This window comes from Acinetobacter sp. Ac8 (assembly GCF_055392545.1).
Genome location: NZ_AP043689.1, coordinates 2,386,080 through 2,400,484, shown reverse-complemented (window position 1 = coordinate 2,400,484; position 14,405 = coordinate 2,386,080). Strand labels below are relative to the sequence as shown.

At 37.9% G+C, this 14,405-nt stretch carries 13 protein-coding genes; 8 read left to right on the top strand and 5 right to left on the bottom strand.

The features are described 5' to 3' along the window. Positions 1-15: 15 nt before the first annotated feature. The 5 genes from ACZ5QH_RS11275 to ACZ5QH_RS11255 are packed head-to-tail and all read right to left on the bottom strand — an operon-like array spanning position 16 to position 4,950. On the bottom strand, positions 16-942 hold the full coding sequence (locus tag ACZ5QH_RS11275; protein ID WP_303576063.1) for an HpcH/HpaI aldolase/citrate lyase family protein: 927 nt from the start codon (positions 940-942) through the stop codon (positions 16-18). Then, positions 939-2,105, bottom strand: a complete 1,167-nt coding sequence (locus ACZ5QH_RS11270; protein WP_303576064.1) for a cysteine protease StiP domain-containing protein — start codon at positions 2,103-2,105, stop codon at positions 939-941. The genes ACZ5QH_RS11275 and ACZ5QH_RS11270 overlap by 4 nt, the downstream gene beginning before the upstream one ends. Next, positions 2,098-2,877 carry an HAD family hydrolase gene (locus ACZ5QH_RS11265; protein ID WP_303576065.1) on the bottom strand — a complete coding sequence of 260 codons (780 nt, stop codon included), beginning with the start codon at positions 2,875-2,877 and terminating at the stop codon, positions 2,098-2,100. The genes ACZ5QH_RS11270 and ACZ5QH_RS11265 overlap by 8 nt, the downstream gene beginning before the upstream one ends. Next, on the bottom strand, positions 2,867-3,988 hold the full coding sequence (locus ACZ5QH_RS11260; protein ID WP_303576066.1) for a phosphoribosyltransferase domain-containing protein: 1,122 nt from the start codon (positions 3,986-3,988) through the stop codon (positions 2,867-2,869). Before ACZ5QH_RS11260 ends, ACZ5QH_RS11265 begins: the two co-directional genes overlap by 11 nt. Positions 3,989-3,993: 5 nt before the next feature. Beyond that, entirely contained in the window at positions 3,994-4,950 is a 957-nt protein-coding gene (locus tag ACZ5QH_RS11255) for an ATP-grasp domain-containing protein (protein WP_228128950.1), read from the bottom strand. Positions 4,951-5,314: 364 nt separating this feature from the next. On the opposite strand from ACZ5QH_RS11255, the gene ACZ5QH_RS11250 reads away from it, so the two are divergent. The 8 genes from ACZ5QH_RS11250 to ACZ5QH_RS11215 all read left to right on the top strand — a co-directional run bounded on the left by ACZ5QH_RS11250 (position 5,315) and on the right by ACZ5QH_RS11215 (position 14,068). Continuing rightward, positions 5,315-6,511: a TerD family protein gene (locus ACZ5QH_RS11250; RefSeq protein WP_303576067.1), complete on the top strand. Its 1,197-nt coding sequence runs from the start codon at positions 5,315-5,317 to the stop codon at positions 6,509-6,511. 57 nt (positions 6,512-6,568) lie between these two features. Further along, positions 6,569-7,144, top strand: coding sequence for a TerD family protein (locus ACZ5QH_RS11245; protein WP_004821599.1), 576 nt, complete (start codon positions 6,569-6,571; stop codon positions 7,142-7,144). Positions 7,145-7,160: 16 nt separating this feature from the next. After that, a complete protein-coding gene (locus ACZ5QH_RS11240; RefSeq protein ID WP_004821597.1) occupies positions 7,161-8,273 on the top strand; it encodes a DUF475 domain-containing protein in 1,113 nt (370 codons plus the stop codon). Positions 8,274-8,275: 2 nt separating this feature from the next. Next, positions 8,276-8,854: a TerD family protein gene (locus ACZ5QH_RS11235; protein WP_004821595.1), complete on the top strand. Its 579-nt coding sequence runs from the start codon at positions 8,276-8,278 to the stop codon at positions 8,852-8,854. A 116-nt stretch (positions 8,855-8,970) separates the two neighbouring features. Beyond that, positions 8,971-10,278 carry a vWA domain-containing protein gene (locus ACZ5QH_RS11230; protein WP_303576068.1) on the top strand — a complete coding sequence of 436 codons (1,308 nt, stop codon included), beginning with the start codon at positions 8,971-8,973 and terminating at the stop codon, positions 10,276-10,278. Positions 10,279-10,292: 14 nt separating this feature from the next. After that, on the top strand, positions 10,293-11,009 hold the full coding sequence (locus ACZ5QH_RS11225) for a TIGR00266 family protein (RefSeq protein WP_004720370.1): 717 nt from the start codon (positions 10,293-10,295) through the stop codon (positions 11,007-11,009). A gap of 17 nt (positions 11,010-11,026) precedes the next feature. Further along, positions 11,027-11,617 carry a TerD family protein gene (locus ACZ5QH_RS11220; protein WP_004720371.1) on the top strand — a complete coding sequence of 197 codons (591 nt, stop codon included), beginning with the start codon at positions 11,027-11,029 and terminating at the stop codon, positions 11,615-11,617. Positions 11,618-11,863: 246 nt separating this feature from the next. After that, positions 11,864-14,068: an OsmC domain/YcaO domain-containing protein gene (locus ACZ5QH_RS11215; protein ID WP_303576069.1), complete on the top strand. Its 2,205-nt coding sequence runs from the start codon at positions 11,864-11,866 to the stop codon at positions 14,066-14,068. The last annotated feature ends 337 nt before the right edge of the window (positions 14,069-14,405 follow it).

Sequence of the window (14,405 nt, the reverse complement as noted above, 5' to 3'; positions counted from 1 at the left end):
ACCTCTAATCAAGGCTTATACCACCAATATTTTGTCATGTGTTGAACACGATGATTTGACCAAACCAAAAGTTTTATATCTGAGTAAAATCATTTCAGCCCAATTTTTATGGGTTGCAGGTTCGATCATTGAACCATGACATTTAAATACACTTTTAGCATCGTGGGCTAAGATTAACTGAGCCTCATGGAACTCTTCAGGTTGAACTTGTAAGGCATGATGAATATGACCAATTTGAGCAGGATGAATTGCCGTTTTGGTATAAATTCCATTATTCATGTCTTGTTCCAGCTCTTGCATCAATAGCTGTGTATTTTCAAAATGTTCACACACAGGTGAACTCAACTGAAAACCGTTGGGAATAAATAATCCCGCCAATTGTGAAATCAAAATGCCCACAGGCGTCTGATAAATCGTGGTGTTTTTGGGTCTACGCAAATTTAAACAGGACAAGAGGTCATTGCCACCAATTCTTAAACATAGTGTTTTATGAAAGTCATATTTAAGGGCTTGGTAAAGTTCAATATTGTGTGCCACATCAAAGATTTCTTTGGTTTCAAGCGTCGGCATATATTGCAAATTGGCAGGTAATACATTCATCCAATTTTTGAGATTAAATACATTAAACTTGGGCAAAATCATGCCATTAAATGTTTGATTTAGATCCCAGTCGACAATGTGCTTCGCCATTTCCATATTTCTAGGACGGATAAAAATGGTAGGGGCTTTTAAACTGGGTTCATCCAGTCTTCTTTGCAATAAATGTTTTAAATTAACCATTGCCGTTTGAACATCTGATTCGAGTACAGCATCTTCAAGGCATACCGCAATTGATTTAATCTGCGGAAATTTAATTCCTTGGGTAACTTCCCACAATTGTTCATGTGTTGCAGGAATATACATGGTCGCGCCAAGCTCAATGGCGTGTAAAAGTGGCTTCATTTGTTCTTCTCTACTTTTTTTATCAATGTTGCTGCGTGATAAGGACCTAATTTTGTTCCCAGAATATCGACTGGAATATTTCGCTCACGTGCAAAGTGCAATAATAATTGTACATGAGGATTAGATTCGTCTTTTAATAAGATTCGCTCAGGTATGCGTCTTAAAACTGCACGTGTTGCTTCAGCAATACTGGGTTTTATATGGTTAATATTTTGAATCGCATATTGTGCTGCAATCCAGTCAATCGTTTCTGCACATTGCTGCTGTTGTACTAAACGAATTTGATTGTTCCAGTTCACCTGTTTATCAGTTGGGTTTTGTTCAATCAACAGTCGTATTTTCTCAATAAAATTAACAGAAAGGTCATAAGGTTTTAACTGATCGTAGATCAAACAACTATGCCATTTTTGTGTCTGGTAGCAATTGTTTCGGGCATCTTGCTGTTCTATGCTTTCTTTTAAAATCGTCCGAGAAGTCAGTCCAGAGATCACTGAACCCAATATCCCAAATGGAATCAACCAATCATCTGTACTGGCACTTAACCAAGAATAACCACCCAAATCAGACAGGGTAACTAAACGCGGGATCTGCCAATTTTCATCAAAGAGCTCAGGAATGTCTTGTAGATTTTTTGTGAGTTCTTTGCATATTGCGCCTTTACCTGTCCAGCCATCTACAAAAACGATATTCTGAGCACCATGTTGTTCAATAATCGCTTGCAGTGCAGCAAAATCAACACCACGATCACGAATAATACTAATACCATAGTGATAGCAAGACTGATGCTTTTCAAGGTAATGCTTGAGTAGAACACCTAAAGGAACACCAGCACGAACCAAGCTCACCAAAACAATCTCTTGTTTGGGAAAACGTTGCATCAAACTGTTGCCAATTTTCTGAACTTCTTCGGCAAGGCGCTGTGCACCTTGTTCAAAGGCATGCTGATAATGTTGCATCTGTTCATCCGTTGGCGGATGTTCAGCACCGATCATTTGTGAATAGTGCATTTTTCCTGACTGGATCAGATATTCTTTTTCTTCAACAGCAGTGGGTTGAATATCATCAATCTGCATCAAAAAAGTGACATCTTCGGGACGATATGAACCGTGAAAGCCAAGTTTACTCAAGATTGGATTGAGTGGTGTAATCAATGCATTAGACATGACCTAAATATCCTTTAGTGTCAAAATCATGGCTTAATTGCGTATTGAGAAACTTATCCAACTGACTGCTTTTCGGCATTCCAAACCAATCACAACAGCTGAGGAATCCAGCATCTGATAGACTATCGCCCCAACCTAAAATAATACGTTCCCGTTGCGGATCATGTTTTTGAATATAAAACTCAACCGCGCTTTGTTTGCTGACATGATGTGGAATAATCGCCAGATTATTGCCATTGATATGGATATAGCATTGTTCTAGTAGCGTTTTAGGTAATTTTTCAACAAGCTGATCTAAAAATAACGCACCAGCTTGTTTTTGTTTTGCGACAGAATAAATACTCAGTTCATTTTCAACCAAGGTCCAAGTTCTGACTTCACCCAAATCTTTGGCATAGTCATGCAAAGCATCTGGCAAGTCAGTCAGTATGCCATTGAGTTGAATTTCATGTTGTTTTTGAAGATCAAACCAGTCTGTATCCACGGCTAAATTCTGATCTAGAATCGTGCCACCGTGGGAACAAATCGCACCATATTGAAAGGGGATTTGTACACGTTTAAAGCCTTCAACTGAACGAGCAGTCACAGGCACAACTTCAGCAGATTCAAGCAACCAATTCAAAAAAGACTGCTGTTTTGGGCTCATATATGAAAGCGGTTGTCCAGAAACATCTGTAGTCACCATTTGATGTTGTGGTGTCGGTTGTTGTTTTCGATAAGTTTGAAATAAAGTGTCATCCAAGTCGACAAAGACCAAAGGTTTAGGGTTCATAACTGATTACTTCCAAATTTTTAATTTGTTCAAACAAGCTTGGGTCTACACTATCTTGATGTGTTTCAATCACCAAAAGCACCCGATCAAATTCTTGATGTTTTACGTTATAAGCAAAGTTTTGAATATTGAGCCCATAGTTATCATGAAACTGGCAAATACTTTTTATTGCATGTCCTTGCATGATTGGTGAACGGGTTGTTGAACTAAAATATGTTTCAGCACCTTGTTGTTCCAACTGTTCTGCAATAAGAAAAGGGATCCAACTAAACTCACCTGAACCAAGTACAAGTATTTTTTCGCCTGGATGATTGATGTGAATATGTTCCCATGGCTTACATTCTAAATAACCTGGCTCACGCCCCCAATTATTTGGTGCAATAATTTTCTGTGCCTGTTGCTCAGTGGAGCTGACATTGGGCATATTAACCTGAATATTGTGTTGATTCGCTTGCCACTGCCAATTTCCTTGCAATAATGAAACCACTTCCACAGGGATATCAAGCTCATCCGTTGCAAGACTGTGCTCAGCCCAGTTCACCAACGTGACCAATATTACGCGTTCAACTTGCTGCAAACCGGAATTGGTTAAACTATTGATCAGATTTTTAAAGGTTTTTCCTGTTGAAATTTCATCATCAACTAAAATCAAGGTCTTTGAATCAACCACTTGCTGATGTTTAACTGGATCGTGGCTGCTTAGAATAAACTGATCTTGTGCATGACTATGTTCTTCTAGAAAAAGCCCCAATGTCGGTAAAGTCGATACAGGGTGTCGTGTTGTGGTTAAGAAAATCGCATTTTTGCCATGTTGTTTTTTTAATTCACGATAAACCCCAGCACCTAAACCGACGGCTGTTTCAGCCATACCAATGACACAAATTGGCCCAGCTAAATCTGTAGGCACTAAACTGGCTAAATCGCTATAGCTACGCTGCATGACAGAGGGTGCAACAGGAATATGTTTCCCCAATACTTTGGAAACAAATAAAAATGCTCTTTTAGGATTAATTCTTTCTGCAAAATCTAATAAATCATCTAAAGCCCAGTGGCTATGTTGTTGGTTAACTTGAACAGTGATTCGCCCACGACTTAAATCTATATGCTTCATCTATATTACAAATCCAATTTTATACTATGGGCAATCGGTAAAGCTTTAACAGGCGATTGTTGCGGTGCTCGAACTAAGTTCAAATTTAATTTTTCAGCAATCAGTTCGGCAATTAAATTGACTCCCGTATGTTGTGTATAAGCAAAACCACCAGCAGGGCGTGGATTAATCTCAAGAATATGCCATTGCAAGCTTTCATCTTGTTTAAATTGGATGTTAATTAGTCCATCACATTGAAAATAATCGACTAAATCTATACAAATTTGATGACAAGGATGTTGCAAAAAACATTCTTGAAAATAAACATGTTTGATTCTGGTTACTTGAGCAATGATCTTTCCTTGACTACAAGCAATATCAACTGAACATTCTTGCCCAGCCAAATAAGGCATAATCAGATATTCAACAGGCTCTTCCTGTTGATTATATGCCTCTATAAATTGCTGGGTATTACATTTGGTTGGTGAGCTAAAGTTTTTAAAGTACGACACATGATTCTGTAAGCGGACAAAACCTGCACCATAAACCCCATAAACAGGCTTAGCGCAGATCTCACTATGTTGTAGCTGCAATGTTTCAATAGATCTTTTCAGCGTTTCTGTGGAATTTGCTAATAACGCTGGAATGACAGATAAATTTTGCGCTTCGCAATGTAAGGTAAACTGGTATTTATTGTTCATCAACTCATGCTGTTCTGAGCTGAGTGTACCAGTAATCAACTGAATAGCATGTTGTTCAAATTGGGCTCTAAACGGCTCAATATGTTGGCTGTGCTTTCCACAGAAGAGCAGTTGAATATTGTGTTCAATACATTGTTCTAATAACCATTCAGCGCTCTTTGAAATAGCAGGTTGCTGAAGATAAACATCAGCACTTAAGGCAAGTTCGGGGCGATTACGGCTATGAGAACAAAATATAGTCAGTTGTTTTGATATATTAGAACTTTTCAGTAATTGAATCATATCATTTTGACAGGAATAACACTCGGCGATCCAAATTTTATATTGCTGTAGCACGGGTAATTTAATCTCAAATTTTTATAAAGAATAACGAAGTTTTTAAAGCGATTAATCTGATGCGCTGGAAAATATAACAATTCCCCGTAGTGATACAATATTTAATTTTAATATTTTGTAAAAGTAATCAAACCCCAAGAAAAAAACACTGAAACACTTGAGATTAGTCATTTTTATGGTAAAACATAACACATCTATTTTTATTTGTTTTTTATAAAGAAAGTTAATTTAAAAAACTTCATTTGAATAACATATGATTTTAAACTCATTTTATCAAAAAGCGATAATATATCTATAAAGTGGAGGGTTTATGCAGCTGGTTGCTGGTGGAAATATTCAAATACCTGCTCAGGATATTGAAATTTGTATTAAAACAGGTTTTTCTGCTGAGATTGAATTAGATGTTACTGCGTATTTACTGGCCCAAGGCACGCTTAAAGTGCGTGGTGATCAGGACATGATTTTTTATGGACAACGTCAAACATCCAATCAAAGTGTGGTTTTGCTAGAATCGTCATCGAAGAATCCAAATCTCACCAAATTAAAAATCAATACTGCACTTTTAGATGCACAAATTCAAAAAATTGCCATTTGTGTCACGATCAATGAACCAAACACTATTGGAAATATTGTTCCGATTGATATTGAGCTTTATGCAGCACAACAACGTATTGCGACTGCACATTTGGACACTCGCAATAGAACTGAAAAAGCCTTAATCCTTGCCGAGATTTATTTACATAACAACCAATGGAAGTTTCGCTTTGTTGGCCAAGGATTTAATGGTGGATTAAAGCCATTGGCAGAAAACTTTGGTGTTGTGATTGCCGATGAAGTGAAAAACACTACACCTACACCTACACCTACACCTACACCTACACCTACAAATTCAAATATTAATTTGTCTAAAATCAGACTAGATAAAAACAATTCAACCATCAATTTAAGCAAAAAAGGCAATGGTTTTGGGAAAATTTCAGTCAATTTAAACTGGAATAAAAGCCAGCCCAAATCCCAATCATTTTTTCAGAAACTATCGGGTTCAAGTGCAATAGATCTGGATCTTGGCGCGATGGTGCAACTTAAAAATGGTGAAATTGATTTAGTACAACCGTTGGGCAATCGTTTTGGTCGTTTTGAGATCAAACCTTTTATTCAGCTTGATGGCGATGACCGTACAGGTTCATCTGTACAAGGTGAAAATCTGCACATTAATGGTAATCAGTGGGATCAAATTGAGCGTATTGTGATTTATGCTTATATTTATCAAGGTGCTGCGCAATGGGCAGCAACGGATGGCGTGGTTACCATTAAGATCCCAGACCAACCCGAAATTGAAGTTCATTTGACGGATGGTAATCAATTGACAACATGTTCTATTGTAGAATTAAAGAATAACAATGGCACTATACAAGCCAACCGAGAAGTTCGTTATTTTAAAGATCAAAAATATTTAGATGAACATTATGGTTTCGGTTTCCGATGGACACATGGTTCTAAAAATTAATCGACTGCATATATTTAAACAATCAATGCACACTGCAATAAAGTAGAGGAAATATAAATGGCAATTTCATTAAACAAAGGTGGCAACTTATCTTTAAGCAAAACTGACCCAAGTTTAAACCAAGTTTTGGTCGGCTTAGGTTGGGATGCGCGTGCAACTGACGGAACAGATTTTGACTTAGATGCTTCGGCATTTTTATTAAGTGAAAGCGGTAAAGTCCGTGGTGAACATGATTTCATTTTCTATAACCAAACCCGTTCACCAGAAGGTTCTGTTGAACATACAGGCGATAACCGTACAGGTGCGGGTGATGGTGATGATGAAGCGGTTCGTATTAATCTGGCAAAAGTACCTGCAGATGTTCAAAAGATTGCGATTACAGTTACCATTCATGAAGGCGAAAGTCGCGGTCAAAATTTTGGTCAAGTTCAAAATGCGTTTATTCGTGTGGTAAATGATCAAAGCAATACTGAAATTGTTCGTTTCGATTTGAATGAAGATTATTCAACAGAAACTGCCATGATTTTTGGTGAATTATATCGCCACAATGGTGAGTGGAAGTTTAGAGCTGTAGGACAAGGTTATGCTGGCGGTTTAAGCGCAATGTGCCAACAGTTCGGTATAAGCATCTAATATAAGAGTTCAATGGATGAAACATTTTCGCTTTTCGATTCTTTTTACCATCATTTGTTTAGCAATTTCAGCGTATTGGGGTTTTACACATGGGCCCCAAGCCGGCCTAATGACCATGTTCAAGGCATTGGCAATTACTGCAATTCTTGCAGTAATGGAAGTTTCTTTATCATTTGATAATGCTGTGGTAAATGCTTCAGTACTTAAGCACTGGAATCATTTCTGGCGAACCTTATTTTTGACAGTCGGTATTGTTATCGCTGTATTTGGTATGCGTTTAATCTTTCCATTACTCATTGTTGGCGTCACTGCAGACATGGGGATGATAGAAGTCGCAAAACTCGCGTTGAACGATCCGAAAACCTACTCTGAAAAACTCATGGCACACCATGCTGAAATTGCAGCATTTGGTGGTATGTTCTTACTTTTGGTCTTCCTTAACTTCTTATTTGATGATGAAAAAGATGAGCATTGGTTCCATTGGTTGGAGTCAAAACTTGCTGATCTAGGCAATATTCAAGCGATTTCAGTATTTATTTCATTATGTGCATTATTGGTTATGGCTAATTTTGTACCTGAATCTTCTCGCCTTGTTGTAACTATGGCAGGGATCTGGGGAATTGTGGTTTATGTCGGTGTTCAGGTGATCGGACACTTGCTTGAAGGCGGTTCACATGATGATGAGCAAGAACAAGCGACTGAACAAACCAGTTCAAATAATGGTGCACCTGTAACAGGTACAATTATCAAAGGCGGTATCGGTGGCTTCTTGTATCTTGAAGTACTTGATGCGTCTTTTAGTTTCGATGGTGTAATCGGTGCTTTTGCAATTACCAGTGATGTGGTAATTATTATGCTGGGCTTGGCAATCGGTGCAATCTTCGTGCGTTCGATGACGGTTTACCTTGTAGAAAAAGGTACGCTTGATGCTTATGTTTATTTAGAACATGGCGCGCATTATGCGATTGGTGCACTTGCATTCATCATGCTTGCAAGTGGTACAGGCTTACATGTACCTGAAGTCGTAACAGGTCTGATTGGTGTCGCATTTATTGTTTGGGCAGTGATCTCATCAATTTCTTATAGTAAAAAACAATCTCTTGAAACAACAACTGACAAAGGAAACTAAAAATGGCTATTAATTTATCAAAAGGCGGTAACATCAACCTGTCTAAAACAGCGCCTACAATGAATAAAGTAGACTTAGGTTTAGGCTGGAATCCTCGTGTGACAGATGGTAAAGCATTTGACTTGGATGCTGTTGCTTTTCTGACTGGTGAAAATGGCAAAGTTCGTTTAGATGGCGACTTCATCTTCTTTAACCAAAAAACTTCTCCTTGTGGTTCTGTCAACCATAACGGTGATAACCGTACAGGTGACGGTGATGGTGATGACGAAACAATTTCAGTTGATTTATCTAAAGTTCCAGCAGATGTGGCTAAAATTGTATTTGCTGTAACCATTCATGAAGGCCAACAAAATGGTCAAAACTTCGGTATGGTCGACAAAGCCTATATCCGTGTAATCAATAAAGATAGCAATGCAGAAGAACTTGCTCGTTTTGACTTATCTGAAGACGGTAGTACAGAAGTTGCGATGATCTTTGGTGAATTATACCGTCATAGCGGTGAGTGGAAATTCAAAGCAGTTGGTCAAGGTTTTAACGGCGGCTTAGGCGCTTTAGCTGCAAGTTATGGTGTTGCAGTTTAATTTTCAAAATCAGTACTAAAAGATTTATCTTTTAGTACTTGAAAGTGATTCGGTTTAAATCGGTTCATTTATGAACACAGTAAAAATTATTTTCAAGTACTAAATAGAGAACAACAATGCAATTCATCACTGGCCAAAAACTGGCACTTCACCAATTGTTGCAGACAGAGACACAGTTTAAACTACGTGTACAGGTTCAAGCACCTTTTGAAATCGATATTTCTAGTTTTGGTATTGCGCCAAACGATAAACTTTTCCATGATGATTATATGACTTTCTATAATCAGCCACAGACTCCGAAAGGCGAAGTTCAATATCAGCTTCAAGGCAACATACATAATTTTACCTTTGATTTAAACAAGATAGACGCAACACGAACGTCACGTTTTGTTATTTGTGCAACCTTAGCCAATGAACAGTCTCAAATCCAAAATATGCAATCGATTCAGGTTGAGTTAGCTAATCAACAGGGTCAGGTTGTTGCCAGTTATCGTTTAAATGGTTCTAATTTTAGCCAAGAAAAAGCTGTGATGCTGACTGAGATTTACTTTAAAAGTGATACTTGGCGCATCGCTGCAATTGGTCAAGGTTTTAATGGTGGCTTAAAGGCTTTGGTAGAGCACTTTGGGGGAGAAGTTGAAGAAAGTACAGCAGCTGCTCCATCAACAGTAAACCCATCGACAAGCAATACACCATCAACAATCGATCTGAAAAAGAAAGTGGTACTGGATAAAATCCAAAATGCAGCCCCGCATTTGGTAGATATTACTAAAAAGTCTTTAATCAGTTTAGAAAAAAACAATTTACTCGATGTAAAAGCTCGTGTCGCTTTAGTGCTAGATTATTCAGGTTCAATGCACCAACAGTATATAAAAGGTGATGTGCAAAAAGTACTCGACCGAATTATGCCATTGGCAGTCAATTTTGATGATGATGGTAGTTTTGAGTGTTGGGCATTTGCAGAAAAATCCTTGCGTTTAAGCGATGTAACCTTGAACAACTTAGAAAATTTTGTCATTACAGATCAAGGCGGACACCCAAAGTGGAAAGCGGGTGCACGTTATAATAATGAACCAGCTGTACTTGAAACTGTGATTCAATATTTTACCCAAGAAAACCCATCTCACTTACCCGTTTATGTGGTATTTGTTTCAGATGGTGGGGTCAGTGAAAGTAAAAAGATTAAAAATATTCTTAAAAATGCATCCAGTTTTCCTATTTTTTGGCAGTTCGTGGGTATCGGTGGTCGTAACTACGGTGTGTTGGAACAACTCGATACGATGGATGGGCGAGTGGTAGATAATTGCAATTTTTTTGAAATGAGTAATATTCAAAGTATGCCTGAAGCACAACTGTATGATGCGCTGCTTCAGGAATTTCCACTGTGGTTAAAAGAAGCGAAAAATAAAAACATTATTCGATAAAGTGAGGACAATCGATGGCTAAATTTGAACTTGTAGGCAGCCCAGAACCATTTCTATTGGTCGATTTGGTACAGGGAGAAAAAATATTTTGTGAATCTGATGCAATGGTCATGATTGAACAAAATTTAGAATTGGCAGGGAATTTACGAGGCGGCTTATTTCAATCATTTATGCGTAGATTTACCACAGGTGAATCGCTGTTTCAGCAAGAAATCAAAGCATCATTTGGTCATGGACAGTGTCTACTTTCTCCAAACATAGATGGAGATATGCAAATTCTTAACATTGGCCCTCAGCAATACACTTTATCTGATGGGGCTTTTGTTGCCGCAACAGAACATGTCAATGTCAAAGCCAAGATTCAAGCAAATTTAGGTGGTGGATTCTTTGGTGATACGGGTGGTTTTGTGGTGATGGAATCATCTGGGCAAGGGCAACTGTGTATTTCTGGTTGTGGCACCTTAATGGAAGTTGATGTAAGCACTCAGAATGGAGAAACCACCATTGATAATGGTCATGTTGTGGCATGGGATTCGTCTTTAAGTTACAACATTGGGATGCCAAGTTCACAAAACCGCGGAATTGTTGGAAATCTTTTAAATAGTTTTACCAGTGGTGAAGGTATGGTGCTTAAGTTTAGGGGCAATGGCAAAGTCATTATTTGTTCCCGAAATCGCAAGAGTTACCTCACATGGTTATCTTCAGCTTTAAATTTAAATAGAAACAATTAAATCTATGAGGGAAACACATGAGTATTAGTTTAGTAAAAGGTCAAAAAATCTCTTTAGAAAAAGGTGATGGTTCATCTTTGACCAAAATTTATCTTGGTGCAGGCTGGGATGTGGCGAAGAGTGGCGGATTTTTAGGTGGTCTTTTTGGTGGCGGTGGTGGTGATTCAATCGACCTTGATGCGTCTGTCATTATTTTTGATGAAAACAATCAACCGCTTGATGCAGTATGGTTCGGTCAATTAAAAAGTAAGGATGGCAGTATTTGGCATTCAGGGGATAATCGTACAGGTGCTGGTGATGGCGATGATGAAGTGATCCATGTTGATCTAACCAAAATTCCACCACAAGTCAAAGCACTGGTTTTTACAATTAGTAGTTTCCGTGGTCAAACTTTTGAAAAAGTTGAAAATGCATTTTGTCGTTTAGTCGACTCAAATACCAATACTGAAATCGCAAAATATAACCTTTCTGCCAAAGGCAATTATACTGCCTTGATTATCGCTAAAGTCTATCGCCACAATGGTGCATGGAAAATGTCTGCGATTGGCGATACCTGTAATGGTAAGACCATTCATGACATGCTTCCTTCGATCATTCCAGTGCTTTAAGCGCGGCTGTAAAAATTTTTAATCAACAAAGCCATTTCTAGGAATGGCTTTTGTTTAAAGTATTTTCAAACTTTCCATTCTAAAGTTATCAATTGTGTAAAATAATTCTATAATAGCGTCCATTATTACTGACCTCAGTTGAGGTTGGTTCGTTTTAAGTCAATTTCTTCTCCGTGATTCGGCTTATTTTTCAATATTTAAATTTTATGTGTCCATGCCAACACATAAGAATATTTAGGTGCCCACATGGAAATCAAAGTCAATTACCTCGACAATCTTCGACAAGAAGCCAAGTTCGATGACTTTACAGTAATTGCTGATCAACCCATTCGCTATAAAGGTGATGGCTCTGCGCCGGGTCCTTTCGATTATTTTCTTGCATCATCTGCTTTGTGTGCTGCTTACTTTGTGAAAGTATATTGTGCAGCTCGTGACATCCCGACAGATAATATTCGTTTATCGCAAAACAATATTGTCGATCCTGAAAACCGCTATAAACAAATTTTTAAAATTCAGGTTGAACTGCCTGCGGATATTTCGGATAAAGATCGTCAAGGTATTTTGCGTTCGATCGACCGTTGTACCGTTAAAAAAGTCATCCAAACAGGTCCTGAATTTGTTATTGAAGAAGTTGAAAGTATTGATGCCGATGCACAAGCATTGCTCATGCCAAACTTAGCACAAGAAAGCTCAACTTATATTGAAGGTAAAGATCTGCCTTTAGAGGAAACTATTGCCAATATGTCAGAGATTCTGGCAGGTTTGGGAATGAAAATTGAAATTGCCTCATGGCGAAATATTGTTCCAAATGTATGGTCATTACATATTCGTGATGCGCAATCTCCAATGTGTTTTACCAATGGTAAAGGTTCAACCAAAGAAAGCGCCTTGGCTTCGGCATTAGGCGAGTTCATTGAGCGTTTAAATTGTAATTTCTTCTACAACGACCAGTTTTGGGGGCAAGACATTGCCAATGCTGAGTTTGTACATTATCCAGATGAAAAATGGTTTAAACCAGGACCAAATGGAGCGCTACCTAAAGAAATACTGGATGAATATACATTAGAGGTATATAACCCAGACAATGAATTGTTAGGTACGCATTTGTATGACACCAACTCTGGTAATACTGAGCGTGGGATTTGTTCATTACCATTTGTACGCCAATCAGATCAAGAAGTTGTATATTTCCCATCAAATTTGATTGAAAACTTATATCTAAGCAATGGTATGAGTGCAGGAAACACCTTAGCCGAAGCTCAAGTACAGTGTTTATCTGAAATTTTTGAACGTGCGGTTAAACATGAAATTTTAGAGGGAGAAATTGCACTTCCAGATGTACCTGAAGACGTTTTAGCAAAATACCCGCGTATTGTTGAGGGCATTAAAGGCCTAGAAGAACAGGGCTTTCCTGTCTTGGTTAAAGATGCATCGTTAGGCGGTGAATTTCCAGTGATGTGTGTCACACTGATGAACCCACGTACAGGTGGCGTATTTGCATCGTTTGGCGCGCATCCTAAGCTTGAAGTTGCTTTAGAGCGTAGCTTAACCGAGTTATTACAAGGTCGTAGTTTTGAAGGTTTAAATGATTTACCTAAACCAACCTTTAGCAGTAATGCGGTGACTGAACCAAATAATTTTGTTGAACATTTTATCGATTCAAGTGGTGTGGTGTCTTGGCGTTTCTTTAGTGCAAAATCAGACCATGACTTTGTTGAATGGGATTTTAGCAGTGCAGGTGAAAATGCCAATGCTGAAGAAGTAAAGACCATGCTAAACATTCTTGAAGAAATGGGCAAAGAAGTCTATATGGCAGTCTATGAGCACTTAGACGCGACAGCTTGCCGTATCATTGTGCCTGATTATTCTGAAATTTATTTGGTTGAAGACTTAATTTGGGACAATACCAACAAAGCATTGTTATTCCGTGAAGATATCTTAAATATCCATCGTTTAGATGATGAGCAACTAGAAGCTTTAGTTGAACGTCTTGAAGAGGTTGAGGTAGATGATTACACCGATATCGTGACTTTAATTGGGATTGAATTTGATGATAATACTGTATGGGGGCAACTGACCATCCTTGAGTTAAAACTGTTGATTTATCTTGCTTTACAACAGTTTGAAGAAGCCAAAGATTTAGTTGAACAATTCCTGCAATACAATACCAATACTGTAGAACGCGGCTTGTTCTATCAGTGTATGAATGTGATGCTTGAAGTTGAACTAGATGACGACATGGATTTAGATGACTATGAAGCGAATTTCCGTCGTATGTTTGGTGATGAACGAATGGATGCAGTTATTGGTTCTCTAGACGGCAGTATGCGTTTTTATGGTTTGACTGAAACCAGTATGCAGCTTGAAGGGCTTGATCGTCATTTAAGACTTATTGACAGCTATAAGAAGTTACATAAGGCACGTGCTAAAGCTGTTGGCTTAGCAAGTTAAACGCGTTTTATTGATAACTTAAGTGAAAAACCCAAGATTCGTCTTGGGTTTTTATTTTTCAAAATAATATCAATAATAGATCTCTTTCATAAATCAAAAAATGATCCTGTTGAGCAATCATATGGATATTGAAAGTTTCTTCTCCCTTTGGGAAGGCTAGGATTAGGAGGATTTTATGTTGATTTATAGTTTTAAAAAGGACTTATGAAAGAAGCCTAATTTAAATTTATATCTCTAGATGAATATTGAATTTGGAACACAACAATAATCCAGTAAATTTGAGCCATACTAAATTTTATGTTAAGTTTTACTTATCAATTGTAAGGCTATAATAATA